The sequence below is a fragment of the Burkholderia sp. Ap-955 genome (assembly GCF_011753045.1).
Classification (GTDB): Bacteria; Pseudomonadota; Gammaproteobacteria; order Burkholderiales; family Burkholderiaceae; genus Burkholderia; species Burkholderia lata_D.
The window spans coordinates 97,119-118,441 of sequence record NZ_VWWH01000015.1; the positions used below are offsets into that span (position 1 = coordinate 97,119).

Here is a 21,323-nt window from a genome sequence, read left to right on the forward strand (position 1 = left end):
AGCGCGCCGGCCCTTGGCCGCTGCGCTTGCCCGCGCGCGTGCTTCGGCGCCCGCGAAAGTCACTGACCGCGGCGCGACCCGCGTCAGACGATCGAATCGTGCACGCGCTTCATTTCCTTCTCGAGCCACGCGATCAGGCTGAACGACGCGTGCGCCTTCTCGACCGGCGGGATCATCAGCCGTTCCTCGGTCGCGATATGTTCGGTGACCGATTCACACATCAGCCTGCCGAGCTCCGGCTTCTTGCGGATCAGCGCCGACAGGTCCTCGCTGCGCAACTGCAGGACTGCCATCGCGGTCACCGCATGCACGGTCGCATGCAGGCGCGTGCCGGCCAGCACGACCGATTGCCCGATCGCATCGCCGGGCGCCATGCGCCGCACCTCGACGTCGCCCGACGGGCCCGGCACGAATACGGCCGCGACGCCGGATTCGACGATCGTCAGCACGCGCGTATCCGAATTCGACGCATAGATCACGTCGCCCTGGCCGAACGAACGCGATACCAGCGCATCGGCCAGCGCGGCGAGATCGTCGTCGTCGACGCGCGCGAACAGGTCCACCGCACGCAACAGCAGCAACCGGCGCGATACGTCACGCCGGCCGTGCCCGTCGCGCCCGTCCGTCGCCGCTGACGGCGCGGTGCTCGCGAGCGGCCGCCACGCGGTGCCTGCCGCGGCCAGATGCCGATGCACGAGATCGTACAGCGCGTTGCGCGCGGCCGTCGTCTTCTGCAGCGCGTCGACGTAACAGAGGAGCTCGTAGCGGATCGCGTTGGTGCCGAATGCCTTCACGACGGCAACGGGCGCGGGGCGCGCGAGTACGTCGAGCGAACTGGCCGCTGCCCGCTCGAGTGCGCCGACGACGACCGCCGGCCGCACCGCGGGATCGACGTCGAGCGTGAGCGTCACGCCGTGCAGGCCGGACGGTTCGCTGAGGTTCACGATCGTTGCGCGAGCCGCGGCGCTGTTCGGCACGACGACCAGGTTGCCGAGGCTGTCGATCAGCTTCGTCGCCCGCCAGTTGCTCTCGACGATCCGCCCTTCGATCTCGCCGATCGACACGGTGTCGTTCAGACGAAACGGCTGCGTGGTGTTCAGCACGAGCCCGGAGAACACGTCGTTCAGCGTGTTCTGCAGTGCGAGACCGAGGATCACCGCCACGGCGCCGGACGTCGCGACGACGCCGCTCAACGGCAGCCCGAGCACGTAGCCCAACGCGGCGACCGCCGCCGCACCGAACACGACGCCCGCGGCGATGTCGTGAAAGAGCCGCTGGCTGCGCCACGCGGGCGGCAACAGCAGATGATCGAGCAGCAGGCTGAAGACGATCGCGCATTGCAGCCACCACACGATGCAGATGGCCTGGAGCGCGACGCGGTCGAGGCCCGCGGCCGAGGCGGGAACGGCGAGCGGGCTCACGCCGTGCGCGAACAGCACGGCGGTCAGTGCGGCGAACGCCGCGCAGCGCCAGACGGCCCGCATCGCGCCGCGACCGCGCCCGAACAGACGCCATGCGACGAGATCGGCCAGCACGATCGGCGCGCCGTACAGCGCGGTATCGGAGAGATTCAGCATATCGGAACGCAACGATGGCGACGGCAGCGTGACGGTCGGACCGTCGCCGCTGCGGCGGGATGGGGGCGCGGGCGACACCCGCGGCCACGTTACTCGCGCCGGCGCACCACGCCCGGCAACGCATAGCGGCCGGCGCCCGCGATCGCGATCGTGCCGAACAGGATCAGCAGCATCCACGCGAACTGCGCATCGCGCAGCGACCAGTCGGGATGGACGAACACCAGCGCGACGAGCGTGATGATCATCACCGGCAGCGCGGCGAGGCGCGGCCATACTCCGACGATCATGAAGACCGGGCACACGACTTCCGCGAAGATCGCAAACAGGATCGACAGCGTGCGGCCGAGATGGAACGGATCCTCGATGGCGGCGGCTTCCGACGTGTAGTGCAGGACTTTGGGCACGCCGTGAACCACGAGCAGCAGCACGCTGGCGGTGACGCGCAGGAACAGCAGGCCGAGGTCGGCAGCGTGGCGGGAAAGGTCGGATTCGGGAAGTTTCATGCGGCGGTTCGTCCGGTTGGGCGGGTACGCGGCGGCGCAGGTGGCGCCGCACGCGTCGCGACGCCCGCGTGGCGAATGGCGTCGCGATATCTCGGCGCGCGCACAGGATCGCCACGCAAGCGTGCCGGAATGGCCGCGCCTTACGCACGCAATCTACGCGTGCCGCGTGCCCGTGTCCTTGAGCCGCGCTGAAACGTTCTGAAACGCGGAAGGCACACCACCCATCCGCCGTCAGCCCTCGCGTGCCGGCAGCTCCGCCTCGGCCGCATCGAAGCCGAGCGCGTGCACTTCCGACCACGCGTCATGCACCGCCTGCGTCGATCCGGCTGTATGCGCGAGCGCCGCCGCATACGCGGCGAGCAAGCGCACACGCGCATCGGCGGCCTCTGCCGTGGTGTCGGCGTCGCGCATCGCATCGAGCGCCACGCGCGCCCGTTCGCGGCATTCGTCGACGAGCGACAGGTCGAACAGGCAAGGCACCGCGACGGCCGCGAGCGCGATGCCGAGCACCGCATCGCCGTTCGCCGAGAATGCCCAGTCGAGCGCGGCACGCAGGTTGCCGAGCTCACGCCGCACCGCATCGAGCCGCGTGGGGCCGCCGTGCTCGCTGCCCCGCGCGCCACCGCCATGCGCCGCTTGCCGGAACAACGCGAGGAAATAGCCGGCGTGCGCACGCGCGGCCGCCGCGCCGTCGCCGTGCGCGTCGAGCTGCTGCTGCGCGTAAGCGCGCGTGGTCGTCAGCAATCGGTAGCGCGGCGCGCCGTGCGCAGTCTCGAGGATCAGCAGCGATTTCGACACGAGGCCCGCGATCGTATCGAGCAGATCGGCGCCGGCCAGCCCGTTCGGGCCGACCACCGCGCGCACGGCTTCGATCGAGAAACCGTCGCGGAACACGCCGAGCCATCGCAACAGCAGGCGCTCGGCATCGCCCAGCAGCCGGTCGCTCCAGTCGTACATCGCCTGCAGCGTCTGATGGCGCGGAAGCGCGGTGCGGAAACCGCCCGTCAGCAGCCGGAAATGATCGTCGAGATGGGCCGCCAGCACGTCGATGCCGAGCACGGCGGCACGCGCCGCGGCCAGTTCGATCGCGAGCGGCAGACCGTCGAGCCGGCGGCAGACCGACGCCATCAGCGACAGGCTGCGCGCATCGAGCGGAAAACGCGGATCGGCCGCGCGTGCGCGAGCGGCGAACAACTGCACGGCGCTCGCGCGCATCGCATCGTGTTCGGCCGCGCCTTCATCGGGCACGTCGAGCGGCAGCACCGGGCACACGCGTTCGCCGTGGATGCGCAGCGATTCCCGGCTCGTCGCGAGCACGCACAGCCCGTCGTCCGCATCGGTCAGCGCGCTCGCGATCCGCGCCGCGGCATCGAGCAGGTGCTCGCAATTGTCCAGCACGAGCAGCATCCGGCGGCGTGCGACCGCGGCGAGCACCGCTTCGAGGGTCAGCGCGCCGGTCGGCTGCGCGATGCCGAACGCACCCGCGAGCGCATCCGGCACGAAGCGCGGGCACGCGACCGTCGCGAGCGACACGAACACGGTGCCTTCAGGAAAACGCGCGTCCGCGCGCGCGGCCGCTTCGATCGCGATTCGCGTCTTGCCGATACCGCCGGCGCCGACCAGGGTCACGATGCGTGCGTCCTGCAATGCGGCCAGCACCTCGCCGACCATGCGTTCGCGGCCGAACAGCGCGCCGGGCGCGGCGGACGGCCGCGACATCGCCGGGCGCACGGGCGCGCCGCCGTCGTCATGTTGCTCGATGACGAGCCGATAGCCGCGGCCCGGCACCGTCACGATCAGGTTCCGGTCGTCGGCCAGCGCCTTGCGCAGCGACGCGATGTGCACCTGCAGGTTGTTTTCTTCCACCACGGTGTGCGGCCACACGCGCTGCATGATTTCGTCTTTCGATACCAGTGCGCCGTTCGCCCGAATCAACAGCTCGAGAATCTCGAATGCGCGGCTACCGATGCGCAACAGCTTGCCGTTCGAACGAATTTCACGTCTGTCGAGAAAAACGTGAAGTGTTCCAATTCGGATCATCGCAATTTCTTGATGGTGACATTCAACGGCGCACGGTTTAAACCCGGCGCCGGTTTCGCGTCAATGCTACGGTATTTATGTAGCAGAATGATTCAAATTATTAGAATGAAGCGATCGAATTTTTTGAAATGACGAAAAATGCCGTGACGACGTCGTGTGGCACGCATGTGACCATATGCACCCGAATGCGGCAAGAGAAGCACGGCGGCGCACGATTCATGTGCGAATTGCCGATTCGCTCGTAAATATGATTTACATATATCAGACGATATGCTTGCCGGTTCGGGAAAATTCGACATATTTTCCGTTTGATTCGGCCGGTCGATCGAATGCGCGCGGGCGCCGCATATAGCGCCGGTAGATCGTCGCTCCGTGCCGATAGCGGAACGATTCCCGTTTCGAGCAGCCGTGCGATCGGGCCTGTGCAAACCGCGGCCATTCGTCGCGCGGTATCGGCAAGCGTGTCGCCGTCGCCTCCGTTCCGAGATTGATGGCGTCACGACGTACCGCGCCGGTCGCAACCGACGCCACGCCGCACTGCCGGGCGTCATGGCCGGGACTGCCGCGCGGCGAACACGTCGAGCGCCGACGCCAGAATCATCTCGCGGCAGTTCGCCGGCCGTTTCGCGCCGCGCCACTGGGGCTTGTAGATGGCATCGCCGACCCGGATCGGCCCGCCGGTGAGCGCGCACCGCCCGCTCCCGCGCGCCTTCGCGCTGATCCAGCGCTGCTCGTCGTAGCGGCAGTGCGTCGGGTCGCTCCACGACACCAGCATCGACAAATCGGTCTGCCGCTCGGCGGTGACGATCGCGCTGCGGCGGCGTATGTCGCCGCTCGACGGCGTCGGCGCGTCGCCGCGATGGCCGCGGCGCGGGCCGTCCGCCTGTCGCGCGCGCGGCATCGGCATCGACCGGACGCCCGCCAGGGAAGGCGGCCCGAGCGACGTGATCATGTGCTCCCAGCGATTGAAGGCATCCATGGCGACATATCCAGGCAAGTGACGGGCGGTGCGGGTGTCGGATCCGTGCGCGCGGCGCAAAACGTGTGCGGATGATCCAATGTCGACGATAGTCGCCGTTCGCTGAAGAGTCCCGGTCGCGCGCTTAATTTTTCTGCAGCCCGGCCAATTTCCCTCCGCGGCGCGTTCAAGAAAATTCAGCCGGATTTCAGTACGGCGCATATCGCGCCGCGATACGCTCCCGGCGGCGTTCGTTCGTCCGCGCCCGCACGAACCGGCGTGCGACGACGCAAGCGGACCGGCTGCCGGCGGGATGGCCGCGGCCGGTCGTTACCGATCCACCATCCCGCGCGGCATCGTTGCGCCGCATATTTCAGGAGTCCAGATGCACCCCGTACAGACCGACGCCGTTCCGTCGGCGCGCCGCCGCGACATGCTGCTTGCCGGCGCGACGGCCGTCGCGGCAGCCGCGCTGCCCGCGATGGCGGCCGCGGCCGGCACCCCCGCCCGCAGCGCCTCTTCAGCCCACCCAGGAGCCCATTCGATGAACACGATCACCACCCAGGACGGCACGCAGATCTACTTCAAGGACTGGGGCACCGGCCGCCCGGTCGTGTTCTCGCACGGCTGGCCGCTGTGTGCGGACGCGTGGGACGCGCAGATGCTGTTCCTCGTGCAGCACGGCTATCGCGTGATCGCGCACGACCGCCGTGGCCACGGCCGTTCGAGCCAGCCGTCGCGCGGCAACGACATGAACACGTACGCGGACGATCTGGCCGCCCTGCTCGACGCCCTGGACGTGCGCGAAGCCACGCTCGTCGGCCACTCGACGGGCGGTGGCGAAGTGGCGCGCTACATCGGCCGCCACGGCACGAAGCGCGTGTCGAAGGCCGTGCTGATCGGCGCGGTGCCGCCGCAGATGGTGAAGTCGCCGACCAACCCCGGCGGCCTGCCGATGGACGTGTTCGACGGCATCCGCAAGAACGTCGCCGAGAACCGTTCGCAGTTCTACAAGGATCTCGCGGTGCCGTTCTTCGGGTTCAACCGCCCGAACGCCAAACCGTCGCAGGGCACGATCGACGCGTTCTGGTCGCAGGGCATGATGGGCGGCATTCACGGCCAGTACCTGTGCGTGAAGGAGTTTTCCGAAGTCGACTACACGGACGATCTCAAGAAGATCGACGTGCCGACGCTCGTGCTGCACGGCGATGACGACCAGATCGTGCCGATCGACGATTCGGCCCGGCTGTCGTCGAAGATCGTCAAGCACGCGCAGTTGAAGGTGATCGAAGGCGGGTCGCACGGCATGTGCGTCGTGAACGCCGATCGCATCAACGCCGAGCTGCTCGCGTTCCTGCAGGCGTAAGCGCGCCGTCTGCCGTCGCGGCGCGCACGCCGCTTCGGCAGACGTGCCCTTCAGGATTTTTCAGAAAAATTCAGCCGCGCCGCGCTCACGGCGAGCGCACCGGCCGCAGCAGAATGCCGATCAGCGCGCCGGCAAGCGCAAAGGCCATCGCCACGCGGAAATTGTCGGCCAGCGCGAGCGTGGTCGCCTGCACGCGCACCGCCCGATCGACGAGCGCGTAGGCGGCCTGGTTGCCGGTCGCGACCGTGGCGCCGTGCGCGACCAGCGACGCCGCGCCGGCCCGCAGCCGCTCGAGCGTCTCGGGATCCGACAGCGACACATGCAGACCGACGAGATTCGAATGGGTACCCTCCCTGATCCGCTGAATCACCGCGATCGACGTCGTGCCGAGCTGCCCGCTCAGCAGGCGCGTCGTCTGCACGACCGCGCCGAACGTCAACACGTGTTCGGCCGTCACGTGCTTGCCGAAGAAGAAGATCACCGACGTCAGCGCCATCGTCTGCCCGAGCGCCTGCAGCAGTTGCGACGGAATGAAGTCGGGTTCGGCCCACGCGGACGTAAGGCGTGCACCGAGCGCGAATGCGATCGCCACCGTCACGAAGCCGGCCACGATCAGCCGGCGCGGATCGACGCGCTGCAGCAGCAGTGCGACGCACGGCGCGAACAGCAGCTGCGGGATCGCGATCCAGCGCAGCGTATCGCCGATCTGCAACGGCCGCAGCCCGTAGGTACTGGCGAGGAACAGCGACGGGATGAAGCTCGTATTGAGCACGGTGAAGCGCACGAGGCCGACGAGCACGATCAGCAGCGCGACGTTCGGCCGCGCGAGATAGCCGAGATCGAGGCCCGCGCGCGGCGACGCGAGTTCGTGGATCAGGAACGCGGCGACCATCAGGATGCCGGCGGCCAGCAGCGCGACGATCAGCGGCGACTGCAGCCAGAACAGCCGCTCGCCCTGGTCGAGCGCGACGCACAGGCACGCGAAGCCGCCGGCGCCGAGCAGCATCCCGCGCGCATCGATGCCGGACGCGAAGCGCTTGACCGGCTCGTCCGCCAGCGACAGCAGCAGGCACGCGATGAACGGCACCGTCAGCACCGCGTTCTGCCAGAACAGCCAGCGCCAGCTCAGGTGTTCGCTGTACCAGCCCTCGAGCGTGGCCGACAGGTTCAGCGACATCTCGAGATTCATCGCATACGCGGCGATGCCGAACGCAATGAGCCGCGGCGGCAGCGTCCGTACGACGAAGCCGACCGTCAGCGGGACGAACACGCCGGACGCGAGCCCCGCGATCGCCTGGAACACGACGAACGCGCCGAACTGCGTGCAGAGCGGCAGCACGGTTTCGGCGCCGAGAAACACGACGGCGCCCGCGACCAGCACGCGGCGCGTGCCGAACATGAATGCCGCGGCGATCGCGAGCGGCCCGACGAACATCTGCGACGCGGTAAACGCGGTGTTGATCCACGCGCCTTCGTCGAAACCGACGCCGAGCGCGCCGCGCACGTCGGCGAGCCCGAGCGACGTGATGCGCGACGTCAGCGTCGCGATGATCGCGCCGAGCAGCACGGCCGCGATCGCGGCGATCGACCGGAACGTCGGGATGTCCGGCGCCGCCGCCGGCGCGGCACGACCAGTCGCAAACGTGGTGTTCATCGTCAAGCGGCTCCCCGCTGTCAAGCTGGCGCAAGCATAACGCGATGCGTCGAACCGTGCTCGTACGATGGAGTTTGCCGATCATGACCTCACCTTCCGCCGATACGCCGGCCGCTTCGGCGCCGCCGCCCGCCGCGCCCGCACGCTCGCACCGGCCGGCCATCGTCGCGATCGCCGCGATCGCGCTGCTGCTCGTCGCATTGCTCGTGTACGAGTTCGACGCGCGCGATCGCGGCACCGACGACGCATACGTGACCGGTCACCTGCACGTGATCTCGCCGCGCGTGGCCGGCACGGTCGAGCGCGTGCTCGTCGACGACAACCAGTTCGTGCATGCCGGCGACGCGCTCGTGCAGATCGACCGGCGCGACTTCGACGTGCGGGTCGCGGCGCAGCGCGCACGCGTCGCCCAGGCGCATGCCGATGCGAGCCGCGCACACGCGCTGATCGAGCAGGCGGGCGCGGCGCTCGTGTCCGCACACGCCGATGCGGAAAAAGCCGAACTCGATTACGCGCGTGCACGCGAATTGACCCGCGAGACGCCGCGCGGCCTGTCGAAGCAGGAGTTCGATGCGGCCGATGCCGCCCGCAAGTCGGCCCGCGCGCGCGTCGCGGCGGCCGATGCGCAACGGCGCAGCGCCATCGCCGCCGCTGAGGCCGCCGACGCCGCGGCGAGCCAGAACGACGCCGAGTTGCGCGACGCGCTGCTGCAGCTCGGCTACACGGCGGTCGTCGCACCGTCGGACGGCTACGTCGGCAAGAAGACCGTCGAGACCGGTGAACATGTCGCGCCCGGCCAGGCGCTGCTCACGCTGGTCGAGCCGCACCCATGGATCGTCGCGAATTTCCGCGAGACGCAGCTTCGCCGCGTGCGCGCCGGCGACGTCGTGCAATTGCGCTTCGATGCGCTGCCGCAGCATGCGTTCACTGGCCACATCGAGAGCCTGTCGCCCGCGACGGGCGCCCAGTTCGCATTGCTGCCGCCCGACAATGCGACCGGCAATTTCACGAAAGTCACGCAGCGCGTGCCGGTGAAGATCCTGCTGGACGGCCCAGCTGCGACGGAGCCGCGCATCCGGCCCGGGCTGTCGGTCGTCGTCACGCTGCAAGCCGACGGCGAATCGCGATGAAGCGCGCCGCCGCCGTACTCGCCGCCAGCATGCTCGCCGCATGCTCGATCGCGCCGCAGCCGCTCGCGCCCGTGCCGGTCGGACACGACGGGTTCCGCCATGCCGATCCGTCGACCGATACGTCGACCGATGCGCGCACGCCGTCGCTCGCTGCGTGGCCGGCCTGGTTCGGCGACCCGCAACTCGGCACCCTCGTCGACGCCGCGCTCGCGCACAACCTCGATATCCGCGCGGCGGCCGCGCGCGTCGACCAGGCGCAAGCGCTGCTCGGCGTGCGCGATGCCGCGCTGGCGCCGACCGTGCGCGTCGACCCGTCGTTCAGCCGCACGCGCGTATCCGGCACGGTCGACAACGCGCTGCCGAAGCGCACGATGCACAACTGGTCGGTTCCCGTCGCCGCGAGCTACGAAGTCGATTTATGGGGCCGCTTGCGCGGCGACGCCGACATCGGCGAACAGAACGTGCTGCAGGCGACGGCCGACCGCGATGCGGTGCGTCTGCGGGTGGCGACCGAAGTGGCCGTCGACTACCTGACACTGCGTTACGTCGACGACGATCTCGTGACGCTCACGCGCGCGATCGGGCTGCGGCGCACCGCGCTCGACGTGATCGCCGCACGCGTGCGGGCCGGCGCGGCGAGCGATCTCGACGGGCTGCGCGCGTCGGCCGATCTCGATACCGCGCATGCCGATCTCGCGGAGAGCCGCCGGCTGCGCGAGAACCTCGTCGACGCCATCGCGGTGCTGACCGGCGTGTCGCCGACCGCGTTCGACGTCGACGCGCGCGCCGTGCCCGTGCAAGTGCCGGACGTGCCGGCCGGGCTACCGTCCGCGCTGCTTGCCCAACGCCCGGACGTATTCGCGGCGGCACGCCGCGCCGATGCGGCATCGCTCGAACTGGGCATCGCCCGCACCGCGTGGCTGCCGACACTGACGCTGACCGCCGATGGCGGCTTCGCGACCCGCGACCTGCGCACGTTCCTCGACCGCAACAGTTCACTGTGGAGCCTCGGTGCGAACGTCGCGCTGACGCTGTTCGACGGCGGCAAGCGCGAGGCGATGGTGGCGGCCGCGCGGGCCGGCACGGACGTCGCCGACGCCAACTATCGCGCGATCGCGATCGGCGCGTTGCGCGACGTGCAGGACGCACTCAACGACATCGCCGCGCAAAAAGAGCGGATCGTGCGCTACGACAACGCGGCGCGCGCGACGGATGCGGCGGCGCGGCTGTCGTTGAGCCGTTACGCGCACGGGTACGTCAGCTACCTGGAGGTCATCGACGCCGATCGCGATGCGCTGAATGCGCGGCGCCAGTTGATTCACAGCCGGCAGGCGCTGGCCGTCGCGACGGTGAGCCTCGTGCGCGCATTGGGCGGCGGGTGGACGCCGCCGGCACGCGCCGGCCGGGACGGATGGCGCGACGCGACGCACGCGGACGCGCGATGAATCCATCGAACGGCCCGCACCTGCATCACGCGCCCGCGAGCCGATGCGCATCCTCGCCGAGAAACCGGTGCACGAAGGTCACCGCCATCGCGCCTTCGCCGACCGCCGACGCGACGCGCTTGACCGATCCGGATCGCACGTCACCGGCCGCGAACGATCCCGGCACGCTGGTTTCCAGGTGATACGGCCGTCGTTCGAACGGCCATACGCGCTCGAACGACGGACAGTCGTACAGGTCGCCGCCGGTGACCAGATAACCGTCCGGATTGCGAATGATGTCGGTGTCCTTCGCCCAGTCGGTATTCGGCGCGCCGCCGATGCACACGAACAGGCGCGTGGCCGGCAGCCGTTCGCGGGTGCCATCCGCCGAGCGAAGCTCGATCGCGTCGAGCCAGCCGTCACCGTGCAGCGCGGCGACGCTCGACCGGTAGCGGACCTCGATGTTCGGCGTGCGCTCGATCCGGTCGATCAGGTAGCGCGACAGCGTGTCCGCGAGCGACGCACCGCGCACGAGCATGGTCACCTGACGCGCATGCCGCGAGAAATTCATCGCGGCCTGGCCGGCCGAATTGCCGCCGCCGACGATGAACACCTGCTCGCCCGCGCACATCGGCGCTTCGCTCGACCCGGCGCCGTAGAACAGCCCCGCATTCAGAAACGCCGGCTCCTCCGGCAACCCGAGGCTGCGGTATTCGATGCCGGTCGCGCAGATGTTCGCGCGGGCGACCAGGATCGACCCGTCGGCGAGCTCGACGCGGATCTTGCCGTCGACGAACGTCGCATGCACACCCTCGCGCATCGTCAGCAGCTCGACGCCGAACTTCACCGCCTGCTCGCGCGCGCGTTCCGCGAGCTCCGCGCCCGGGATGCCGTCGGGGAAGCCCATGTAGTTCTCGATCAGCGAACTCGTGCCGGCCTGCCCGCCTATCGCGCCGCGCTCGATCACGACCGCGCGCAGCCCTTCGGACGCCGCGTAGACCGCCGCCGACAGCCCGGCCGGCCCCGCGCCGTAGATCGACACGTCGTATTCGACGAAGCGCGGACGCGCGACCCAGCCGAGCCGCGCGGCGATCTCGGCCAGGGTCGGCTGGTACAGGCGCGAGCCGTCCGGAAAGATCACGACCGGCAGCCGGATGTCGCGCAGCGGCGCGATGCCGAGCACCTGCGCGCAGTCGGCGTCGGATGTCAGCTCGCACCAGTCGTACGCAATCATGCGCCGCTGCAGGAAATCGCGGATCGCGTACGCGTCCCTGCTGCGCGGCAAACCGACGATCCGCACGTGTTGCGGTTGATCCATGAGCGCCTCCCGATGATGTCGATGTCGGATGCGGTCCGGCCGGTGCCGCTGCCGGACGCATTCGCGACTGTACGCCGCCGCCGCGCGCCGCGCGGGCCGCTTCATGACAATTAAGGTCCGGCAGCGACGCGACGCTGCACAATGCCGCGTACCCCCCGCTTGCGGCCTCGTGCCGGCCGCGCCGCGAGCGTCGCTCCCGCGCCGGCATCGGAGCGCAAGATGGCCAACGCCTGTACGCATCTCGACGAAGCACGCGTGTTCGACACCGACAAGGACTACTGTGAGGAATGCATCAGATCCGGCAGCCGCTGGGTGCATTTGCGCATGTGCCTGATCTGCGGGCACGTCGGCTGCTGCGACTCGTCGCCGAATCGCCACGCGAGCCGGCATTTCCGTGAAACCGGCCACCGGCTCGTCCGCTCGATCGAGCCTGGCGAGCGCTGGATCTGGTGCTATGAGGACGAAGTCGTCGCCGGCGAGATCCCGTCCTGATGCGATGCGCGGGGCCGCCGCGACACAGCGCGCCCGTCATCCGCCCCGCGCGCCGCGCCCCGGCCGATCCGGGGCGGGACACCGTTCAGAACGTTTCAGCGCCGCTTCAGGCAATGATCGCGGCCTCTGCGTAGACTGCCGTTCATGAGCTGCCGCGCAGGACGGCGCTCGGCGCCCGTTATCGACTGCTGGAGTGAGAACATGATCCCCGTCGCCAATCACCGCCGCGCCGCAAGACGGTCGCGGCCGCATCGGACGGCCACGCACGGCCGACATGCATCGTCCGGTGTTGCCGCGCATCGCATCACTTGCGCCGCACCGCGTCGCATGGAGCGCGCATGAAGCACAAACGACTCTGGATCGGCGCGGCCGGCATCGCGATCGCGGCCTGCGCCGTCGCGATCGGCATCATGGTCCGGCCGTCGATCGCGCCGATCGATCCGCCCGCCGCCGCATCGTTCGATCCGCAACTGGTGCGCGCCGGCGCGCGCGTCGTCGCGCTGGGCGACTGTGTCGTGTGCCACACGGCGAAGGACGGCAAGCCGTTCGCGGGCGGCCTGCCGCTCGCGACGCCGTTCGGCACGATCTATGCGACCAACATCACGCCGGATCCGGAAACCGGTATCGGCCGCTGGTCGCGCGACGCGTTCGCCCGTGCACTGCGCACCGGCATCGGGCGTAACGGCCAGCCGCTGTACCCGGCGTTTCCGTACATCCATTTCACGAAGATGTCGGATGACGACATCGCCGCCGCGTACGCGTACCTGATGACGCGTGAGCCGGTACATGCGACGGCGCCCGCCAACGACCTGATATTTCCGCTGAACTTCCGGCCGCTGGTCGCGTTCTGGAACGTGCTGTTCCTGCGCGAAGGCGCGTATCAACCGGACCCCGCGCAGTCCGCGCAATGGAACCGCGGCAGGATGCTCGTCGACGGGCTCGGCCATTGCGCGTCGTGCCATTCGCCGCTGAACGCGATCGGCGGCGAGCAGCGCGGCCGCGCATTCGACGGCGGTATCGTCGACGGCTGGGAAGCGCCGCCGCTCAATACGCTCGGCCATGCCGCGCGGCCGTGGACGCAGGCGCAGCTCGTCACGTACCTGCGCACCGGCCGCGCGAGCGAGCACGGCGCGGCGGCCGGGCCGATGTTGCCGGTCACGCGCGATCTCGCGACGGTGCCGGTGGAGGACGTGGAAGCGATCGCCGCGTACATCCTGTCGATCCAGAAGTCGGCGACCCCGCGTTCGACCACGGCCGCCGCACCGGCCGAACGCGCCGCGACGACGCCCGCCGCGCAGCGCGGCGCGGTGCTGTTCCAGGCATCGTGCGCGCAGTGCCACGGGCCGGCCGCGCCGATGCAATCGATCGGCGAGCGGCCGACGCTTGCGTTCAGCACGGCCGTGAACGCCGATACGCCGCGCAATGCGATCCAGATGATGTTCAACGGCATCGGCTGGCACGGCGAGGACACGCTCAACTATATGCCGTCGTTCATCGACCAGTACGACGACGCGCAGATCGCCGATCTCGCCGCGTACGTGCGCGAGACCTATACCGATCGTCCCGCGTGGCCGGGCGTCGACGCGATGGCCGCGAAGCTCAGAAAAGAGGACACCGCACGATGATTACCCTCACCGTCAACGGCGTGCGGCACACGCTGGACATCGATCCATCCACCCCGCTGCTGTACGCGCTGCGCAACGACCTGCACCTGCACGGCGCGAAGTTCGGCTGCGGCCTCGGCCAGTGCGGCGCATGCACGGTGATCGTCGACGGCAAGCCGACGTTCTCGTGCCTGATGCCGGTGGCCGCGATCGGCACGCGCAGCGTGCGCACCATCGAGAGCCTCGGCACCGCCGAGCATCCGGGCCCGCTGCAGCGCGCGTTCGTCGAGCATCAGGCCGCGCAGTGCGGCTACTGCATCGCCGGGATGATCATGCGCGCGCAGGCCCTGCTCGAGCGCAACCCGAAGCCGACCGAACAGGAGCTGCGTACGCACATGGAACCGAACCTGTGCCGCTGCGGCACGCACATGCGGATTCTCGCGGCCGTGCGCTCGGTCGCGGGGCTGCCGGCCCCGGAACCGGCTTCCGCTCCCGTCACGATCAGCAAGGGGCTGTAATGAATTCCCACGACGATATCGACGAAGGCCGCCGGCACTTCATCGTCTCCGGCGCGCTGTTCGTCGCGTTCACGCTCGCGCCGGCCGCGCGCGCGGCCGCACAGCTCGTGATCGCGGACGAAGGGGCCGCCGTGCACGTGGCGAAAGCCACGCAGGCGCTCGCCGGCAGCCTGAAGACCAATCCGCTGCTCGACGCATGGATCAAGATCGCGCCGGACGGCAAGGTCACCGTATTCACCGGCAAGGTCGAACTCGGCACCGGCGTGCGCACCGCGCTGCTGCAGGTGGCGGCCGAAGAGCTCGACATGAAGCCGTCGCTGATTACGTTCCTGACGGCCGACACCGGCGCATCGCCCGACGAAGGGTTGACCGCCGGCAGCCACACGATGGCCGACAGCGGTTCCGCGCTGCTGAACGCGGCCGCGCAGGTGCGTGCGCTGCTGGTGGAAGGCGCGGCGAAGCGTTTCGGCGTCGACGCGCACACGCTGACGACCGCCGACGCGGTGATCAAGGCGCCCGACGGCCGCACGATGACCTACGGCGACGCGATCCGCACCGTCGACCTGCATCGCAGCGCCGCACCCACGTCGCCGCTGAAGAGCCCGGCGACGTTCACGGTGATCGGCACGTCGCTGCCGCGGGTCGACATCCCGAACAAGGTGACGGGCGGCGTCAGCTACGTGCAGGACATGGAATTGCCCGGCATGCTGCATGCGCGCGTGGTGATGCCGCCGGTGTACGAAGCGAAGCTGCTGTCGTTCGACGAGGCGGCGATCCTGAAGCTGCCGGGCGTCGTGCGGATCGTGCGCAACGGCAGCATGCTCGCGGTGGTCGCGCAGGGCGAGTGGCAGGCGGTGGTCGCCCAGCGCGCGCTCGCCGCCGCGTGCCGCTGGTCGCCCGGCCGCAAGCTGCCCGATCGCGCCACCGTGCACGCCGACCTGAAGCGGATCTCGACGCAGCGCATCGAGATCGCGAACACGCACGCGGCCACCGCGCCGGCCGTGAAGACGCTGAACGCGACGTTCCTGAAAAACTACCTGCTGCATGGCTCGATCGGGCCGTCGTGTGCGGTCGCGCACCTCGAGAACGGGACGATGACGGTGTGGACCCATTCGCAAGGCGTCTATCCGCTGCGCGACGCGCTGGCCGAGATGCTGTCGATGCCGAAGGCCAACGTCCGCTGCATTCATACCGAAGGATCGGGCTGTTACGGCCACAACGCGGCGGACGATGCAGCCGCACACGCGGCGCTGATCGCCGCCGCGATGCCCGGCAAGCCGATTCGCGTGCAATGGATGCGCGAACAGGAACACACGTGGGACCACTTCACGCCGGCGATGGTGACCGAGGTCAGCGCATCGCTCGACGCGAACGGCCGCATCGTCGACTGGAACTACGCGCTGTGGAGCAGTTCGCACAACGAGCGGATCGTCAACGCCGGCCGGCTGCTGCCGGCGCGGATGCTGGAGCCGCCGTTCGTGCCCGCGCCGTCGACGCCGATGCTGCAACCGGAGGGCGGCGCGGATCGCAACGCGATTCCGCTGTATGCGCTGCCGAACCAGCACATCGTGAACAACTTCTCGCCGACGATGCCGCTGCAGACGTCCGCGATGCGCTCGCTCGGCGCACACACCAACGTGTGGGCGATCGAAAGCTTCATGGACGAACTCGCGCACGCGGCCGGTGTCGATCCGGTCGAATTCCGGCTGCGCCACATGGAAGATCATCGCGCGCTTCAGGTGATCAAGCTCGCCGCGACGCACTTCGGCTGGCCGCGGCCGCCGCGCGCGCGCAACCGCGGCGTCGGCTTCGCGTTCGGCAAGTACAAGAACCTGATGGCGTACGTCGCGATCGCGGTCGAGGTGTCGGTCGTGCCGGAAACCGGCCAGGTGACGCTCGAGCACGCGGAAGCCGCCGTCGACGCGGGGCAGGTCGTGTCGCCGGACGGGATCCGCAACCAGATCGAGGGCGGCATCGTGCAGGCCGCGAGCTGGACGCTGTACGAGGCGCTGAAGTACGACACCGAACGGATTCGCAGTTTCGACTGGAGCAGCTACCCGATCCTGCGCTTCTCGGCCGCGCCGCAGAGCGTGAAGGTCCACCTGATCAATCGCCCGGGCGCGCCGTTTCTCGGCGCGGCCGAGGCGTCGATGGGGCCGACCGCCGGCGCGCTGGCCAACGCGATCTTCGACGCGACCGGCCAGCGCATGCGCGAAATGCCGTTCGCCGGCGACGCGCTGAGACGACGCATCGACGCATAGCGATTCGGTCGCGCCCGATACGCGCGACCGATACCCGACAAGACGGACGGCGCCGGCATGCACCGGCGCCGCGACCCGACAGGACTGGAGCCCTCCCGACGATGGATACCTTGCTTTCGATGCGCGTGTTCACGCGCATCGTCGAAACCGGCAGCTTCACGCGCGCATCCGACACGACCGGCCTCACGACGCCGCGCGTGTCCGCGCTGCTCAGCGCGCTCGAACAGCACCTCGGCTGCCGGCTGCTGAACCGCACGACGCGCCGCATCTCGCTGACCGAAGACGGTCAGGCTTACTACGAACGTTCCGTCGCGGTGCTGCGCGAAATCGACGACATGGAAGCGTCGGTCTCGCAGGCGCGCAACGTGCCGCGCGGCCGGCTGAAGGTGAACCTGCCGCCGGCGATGGCCAAGCAGGTCGTGGTGCCCGCGCTGCCGACCTTCCTCGACGCCCATCCGGGCATCATGATCGAGCTCGGCGTGACCGACCGGCAGATCGATCTCGTCGGCGAAGGCGTCGACTGCGTGGTGCGCATCGGCGCGCTCGACGACTCGGGGATGATCGCGCGGCGCATCGGCAGCCTGACCACCTGCACGTGCGCCTCGCCCGCGTACCTGGCACGGTGCGGCGAGCCGGAGACCGTCGACGATCTCGCGCAGCACGTGGCGGTCAGCCACATCTCGGCCGATACCGGGCGCCCCCGCGTGTGGGACTACGTCGTCGACGGCGAGCCGCGCGTCGTGCAGATGTGCGGCACGGTCGCCGTCAACGATGCGGACAACTACATCGAGTGCGGCGTCGCGGGCATCGGCCTGATCAAGACGTCGCTGTACCTCGTCGAGCCCTATCTGAAATCGGGCCGGCTGCGCGAAGTGCTGACCGATTTCAACGCGCCGGCCCGGCCGATCTCGGTGCTGTATCCGCCCAATCGCCACGTGCCCGTCAAGCTGAAGGTGTTCGTCGACTGGCTCGCGGGCCTGTTCGAGCAGATTCCGACGCTGCAGGGCAAGCGCGGCTGACCGGACGCGGCACCTTTGCGTGCCGCGCAAAGCTCGATTGCGCGGCGGCTCGCTTCTGATTTTATCGATCGATCAATAGTATGGACGGCAACGCGGTGCACCGTATCGCGCGCCACGCGAACCCCATTCAGGCGCGGCGACACGGTGCCACGCCTCCCACTTCTCAAGGAGTCCACCATGTCAGCAGATTCCACGCCGCTCGCGCCGCCCGCGCACGGCACCCGACTCACGCAGGGGTTGATCCTGCTGTTCGCATTCAGCTGCGGCGCGATCGTCGCGAACCTGTACTACGCGCAGCCGATCACGGAACTCATCGCGCCGGGCCTGCACATGTCCGGCGGCACGGCGAGCCTGATCGTGTCGCTGACGCAGATTGGCTACGCCCTCGGCCTGTTCTTCATCGTGCCGCTCGGCGACCTGCTCGAGAACCGCAAGCTGATGATCGTGACGGCCGTCGTGTCGATTGCAAGCCTCGCCGCGGCGGCGCTCGTGCGCACCCCCGGGCTCTTTCTCGCGATTTCGCTGCTGATCGGCTTCAGCTCGGTGGCCGTGCAGATCCTCGTGCCGCTCGCCGCGCATCTCGCGCCGGATCATTCGCGCGGCCGCGTGGTCGGCACGATCATGAGCGGGCTGCTGCTCGGCATTCTGCTGGCCCGCCCGCTGTCGAGCGTCGTGGCCGACGCGTTCGGCTGGCGTTTCGTGTTCGCGGCGGCCGCCGTGCTGATGACGCTCGTCACGGCCGTGCTCGCGCTGACGATTCCGCCGCGCCAGCCCGACCATCGCGCGACCTATTTCGAGCTGATCGGCTCCCTGCTGCAACTGGTCCGCACGATGCCCGTCCTGCGCCATCGCGCGTTCTACCAGGGCCTGATGTTCGCGTCGTTCAGCCTGTTCTGGACCGCCGTGCCGGTCGAGCTGACGCGTCACTACGGACTGTCGCAGTCGGCCATCGGCCTGTTCGCGCTGGTCGGCGCGATCGGCGCGACGTCGGCACCGGTGGCCGGGCGCCTCGCGGACGCCGGCCATACGGTGCGCGCGACGCTGATCGCGCTGGTCGCCGGCACGCTGTCGTACGCGATCGGGTTCGTGCACGGCACCGGCCTGTACGGGCTCGTCGTGACCGGCATCGTGCTCGACTTCGCGGTGCAGATGAACATGGTGCTCGGCCAACGCGAGATCTACGCGCTGCACGCGGCAAGCCGCAACCGGCTGAACGCGCTGTACATGACGAGCATCTTCGTCGGCGGCGCCGTCGGCTCGGCGCTCGCGAGCCTGCTGTACGAGCATGGCGGCTGGTCGCTCGTCGCGGCGGTGGCCGGTGCGTTCCCGATCGTCGCGCTCGCGCACTACCTGCTCGTCGGGCGGCCGCACGCGCAACGTCACGCGCTCGGCTGAACCCCGCCGTCGCCCTTCAAGCCGATTCGTTCGCGGGGCGCGTTGCCGTCCCGCTCCACGTCGAAGAAAAGGAGTCCACCATGTCTTCCCTGCTCAGTACCTATGATCTGCGCGGCCTCGCGCTGCCGAACCGCGTCGTGATGGGACCTATGACGCGCTCGCGCGCGCCGTCGCGCGGGCTGCCCACCGAACTGATGGCCGAGTACTACGCGCAGCGCGCGTCGGCCGGCCTGATCGTGACCGAGGCGACCAACGTCAGCCGCGCGTCGGCCGCGTTCGAGCTGACGCCGGGGCTCGTCGACGATGCGCAAGCCGCCGGCTGGAAGGTTGTCACCGATGCCGTGCACGCGAACGGCGGCCGCATCTTCGCGCAGCTGTGGCACGGCGGCCGGGTCAGCTCGCTGACGCTGCTCGGCGGCGCCGCGCCGCTGTCGCCGTCCGGCGTGAACGACGACCTCGAACAGCTGCAGGTATGGGCGCAGCTGCAGAACGGCTATTACACGAAGATTCACGCGACGCCGTCGCGCGCGATGACGACCGACGAAGTCGTCGCGGCCGTCGATGAATTCCGGCAAGCGGCGACGCGCGCGATGGTCGCCGGCTTCGACGGCGTCGAGATCCATGCGGCGAACGGCTACCTGCCGCACCAGTTCCTGTCGTCGACGCTGAACCGCCGCGACGATCGCTACGGCGGCTCGGTCGCGAACCGCGCGCGCTTTCTCGCGGAAATCGTCGACGCGGTCGGCGGCGTGATGCCGCTCGGCCGCGTCGGCGTGCGGATCTCGCCGTACGCGAAGTACAACAACGTGCGCGATGCCGATCCGGATGCGACGCTCGCGTACGTCGGCCGGATGCTCGACGACGCGGGTGTCGCCTACCTGCACGCGGCCGACACCAACGGCTGGAGCGGCGAGCCCGACCTGCCGCGCATCGTCGAGCACGCGCGCCGGTCGTTCCGCGGCACGCTGATCGTCAACGGCGGCATTTCACCGGACGCGGCGAACGCGCTGATCGACGCAGGCGACGCCGATCTCGTCGCGTTCGCACGCGCCTATATCGCGAACCCCGATCTCGTCGAGCGCCTCGCCGCACGCGCCCCGCTCGCGGAGCCGAAAAACGTCGGCTGGTACGGCGGCGACCGCGCGGGATACGTCGACTATGCGCGGCACGACGCGGCCGAATCGCCCGCATAACCGGCGGATGCCCCGCGCACGGCACGGGTCGTCGCGCACCGCATCGCGATACCGTGGCTCGCGCGGCCGATTCCCGCGCGGGGCAACGGCGCCGTCACGCGTCGTTCCACCGCGCGCCCAGCACGCGCCCGCAGAAATTCGGCCGCTGGAAATCCGGATCCGCGCGTTCGAGCACGTCGGCGCTCCACGTGCCGAAAGTCGACTGCGGCCGATGCTCGACGCCGCGCGCGACGGCAGCAAGGAAGGTTTCGCGAAATCCGCTGCCGCGCGGGTAAGCCGCGAGCACCGCGGTGCGCTCGTCGGCGGTGTAGCTGTCGAAATCGGTTGCCATCAGATCCGTCGACACGGCGCGGGCCAGCGCGCGGGCGAGCGGCGACGCGCGCGCGGCCACACCGGGCGTCGTATGCAGCGCGATCGCGTGCCATACGTCGTCGCGCATGCTGCGCGAGCGCCGATGCCGCACCAGCAACGCGTGCGCGGCATCGGCGCCGTCGAGTTCGTAACGTTCGGGCGAGCGGCAGTAAGCGGGGCTCAGCCCCATGTTCGCGTACATCGCGGCGACGTACAGCGCATCGGCATCGCACCCTTCGCCCGCACGCCGCGCGGCGAGCGACGCGAACACGAACACGCGCGCGGCATGATCGGCGAGCGCGGCAGGCAACGATGCGCGCGCCGCGTCGGCCGCCTCGACCGCTAGCGTCGTGCGCGGAATGCTGACGCCGGCCACTTCGTCGCCGGTCGACGGTGCGCGCGTATGCGCAACGTTCATCGTGTCTCCTTCCTGTCCCGTGCACGGGACGAAAAATCGTTCAAGGCAAGGCCGTGCCCCGGCCGCGGCGGCGCGCGCACCGGTGCGTGCCGGCTAGCACAC

17 protein-coding genes are annotated in these 21,323 nt (G+C 69.4%); 10 read left to right on the forward strand and 7 right to left on the reverse strand.

Annotated elements, in window-relative coordinates; genetic code table 11:
- Window positions 1–83 precede the first annotated feature (83 nt).
- The 4 genes from F3J15_RS11780 to F3J15_RS11795 all read right to left on the reverse strand — a co-directional run bounded on the left by F3J15_RS11780 (window position 84) and on the right by F3J15_RS11795 (window position 5,099).
- Window positions 84–1,577 (reverse strand): mechanosensitive ion channel family protein, encoded by a 1,494-nt coding sequence (locus tag F3J15_RS11780; RefSeq protein WP_166891023.1) that lies wholly within the window; start codon window positions 1,575–1,577, stop codon window positions 84–86.
- A gap of 89 nt (window positions 1,578–1,666) precedes the next feature.
- Window positions 1,667–2,080 carry a DoxX family protein gene (locus tag F3J15_RS11785; protein ID WP_166891026.1) on the reverse strand — a complete coding sequence of 138 codons (414 nt, stop codon included), beginning with the start codon at window positions 2,078–2,080 and terminating at the stop codon, window positions 1,667–1,669.
- A 231-nt stretch (window positions 2,081–2,311) separates the two neighbouring features.
- Window positions 2,312–4,120: a winged helix-turn-helix domain-containing protein gene (locus tag F3J15_RS11790; protein WP_166891030.1), complete on the reverse strand. Its 1,809-nt coding sequence runs from the start codon at window positions 4,118–4,120 to the stop codon at window positions 2,312–2,314.
- A gap of 547 nt (window positions 4,121–4,667) precedes the next feature.
- The gene (locus tag F3J15_RS11795) at window positions 4,668–5,099 is read right to left on the reverse strand and encodes a DUF3331 domain-containing protein (RefSeq protein ID WP_166891071.1); all 432 of its coding nucleotides are present in this window, start codon (window positions 5,097–5,099) and stop codon (window positions 4,668–4,670) included.
- Window positions 5,100–5,463: 364 nt separating this feature from the next.
- Here F3J15_RS11795 and F3J15_RS11800 point away from each other — a divergent pair, with 364 nt between their 5' ends.
- The gene (locus F3J15_RS11800) at window positions 5,464–6,444 is read left to right on the forward strand and encodes an alpha/beta hydrolase (protein WP_089449369.1); all 981 of its coding nucleotides are present in this window, start codon (window positions 5,464–5,466) and stop codon (window positions 6,442–6,444) included.
- Between the two features lie 85 nt (window positions 6,445–6,529).
- Here F3J15_RS11800 and F3J15_RS11805 read toward each other — a convergent pair whose 3' ends face one another.
- On the reverse strand, window positions 6,530–8,098 hold the full coding sequence (locus tag F3J15_RS11805) for an MFS transporter (protein WP_166891033.1): 1,569 nt from the start codon (window positions 8,096–8,098) through the stop codon (window positions 6,530–6,532).
- Between the two features lie 83 nt (window positions 8,099–8,181).
- Between F3J15_RS11805 and F3J15_RS11810 the strand changes: the two genes are divergently transcribed.
- Both F3J15_RS11810 and F3J15_RS11815 read left to right on the forward strand, forming a co-directional pair.
- Window positions 8,182–9,228: an HlyD family secretion protein gene (locus F3J15_RS11810; protein ID WP_166891036.1), complete on the forward strand. Its 1,047-nt coding sequence runs from the start codon at window positions 8,182–8,184 to the stop codon at window positions 9,226–9,228.
- Window positions 9,225–10,673 (forward strand): efflux transporter outer membrane subunit, encoded by a 1,449-nt coding sequence (locus tag F3J15_RS11815; protein ID WP_166891039.1) that lies wholly within the window; start codon window positions 9,225–9,227, stop codon window positions 10,671–10,673. The genes F3J15_RS11810 and F3J15_RS11815 overlap by 4 nt, the downstream gene beginning before the upstream one ends.
- A gap of 25 nt (window positions 10,674–10,698) precedes the next feature.
- Here F3J15_RS11815 and F3J15_RS11820 read toward each other — a convergent pair whose 3' ends face one another.
- Window positions 10,699–11,970, reverse strand: a complete 1,272-nt coding sequence (locus tag F3J15_RS11820) for an NAD(P)/FAD-dependent oxidoreductase (RefSeq protein WP_166891042.1) — start codon at window positions 11,968–11,970, stop codon at window positions 10,699–10,701.
- Window positions 11,971–12,189: 219 nt separating this feature from the next.
- Here F3J15_RS11820 and F3J15_RS11825 point away from each other — a divergent pair, with 219 nt between their 5' ends.
- The 7 genes from F3J15_RS11825 to F3J15_RS11855 all read left to right on the forward strand — a co-directional run bounded on the left by F3J15_RS11825 (window position 12,190) and on the right by F3J15_RS11855 (window position 20,452).
- Window positions 12,190–12,462 carry a UBP-type zinc finger domain-containing protein gene (locus F3J15_RS11825; protein ID WP_166891045.1) on the forward strand — a complete coding sequence of 91 codons (273 nt, stop codon included), beginning with the start codon at window positions 12,190–12,192 and terminating at the stop codon, window positions 12,460–12,462.
- Window positions 12,463–12,800: 338 nt separating this feature from the next.
- The gene (locus F3J15_RS11830; protein WP_166891048.1) at window positions 12,801–14,087 is read left to right on the forward strand and encodes a cytochrome c; all 1,287 of its coding nucleotides are present in this window, start codon (window positions 12,801–12,803) and stop codon (window positions 14,085–14,087) included.
- On the forward strand, window positions 14,084–14,584 hold the full coding sequence (locus F3J15_RS11835; protein WP_089449363.1) for a (2Fe-2S)-binding protein: 501 nt from the start codon (window positions 14,084–14,086) through the stop codon (window positions 14,582–14,584). The genes F3J15_RS11830 and F3J15_RS11835 overlap by 4 nt, the downstream gene beginning before the upstream one ends.
- Window positions 14,584–16,845, forward strand: a complete 2,262-nt coding sequence (locus F3J15_RS11840; protein WP_166891050.1) for a molybdopterin cofactor-binding domain-containing protein — start codon at window positions 14,584–14,586, stop codon at window positions 16,843–16,845. The genes F3J15_RS11835 and F3J15_RS11840 overlap by 1 nt, the downstream gene beginning before the upstream one ends.
- Window positions 16,846–16,946: 101 nt before the next feature.
- Window positions 16,947–17,864 (forward strand): LysR family transcriptional regulator, encoded by a 918-nt coding sequence (locus F3J15_RS11845; protein ID WP_089487279.1) that lies wholly within the window; start codon window positions 16,947–16,949, stop codon window positions 17,862–17,864.
- Between the two features lie 177 nt (window positions 17,865–18,041).
- The gene (locus tag F3J15_RS11850; RefSeq protein ID WP_166891053.1) at window positions 18,042–19,259 is read left to right on the forward strand and encodes an MFS transporter; all 1,218 of its coding nucleotides are present in this window, start codon (window positions 18,042–18,044) and stop codon (window positions 19,257–19,259) included.
- 80 nt (window positions 19,260–19,339) lie between these two features.
- The gene (locus F3J15_RS11855) at window positions 19,340–20,452 is read left to right on the forward strand and encodes an alkene reductase (RefSeq protein ID WP_166891056.1); all 1,113 of its coding nucleotides are present in this window, start codon (window positions 19,340–19,342) and stop codon (window positions 20,450–20,452) included.
- 94 nt (window positions 20,453–20,546) lie between these two features.
- Here the strand turns inward: F3J15_RS11855 and F3J15_RS11860 are convergent, their stop codons facing one another.
- Window positions 20,547–21,221 (reverse strand): phosphohydrolase, encoded by a 675-nt coding sequence (locus F3J15_RS11860; protein ID WP_166891059.1) that lies wholly within the window; start codon window positions 21,219–21,221, stop codon window positions 20,547–20,549.
- Between the last annotated feature and the right edge of the window lie 102 nt (window positions 21,222–21,323).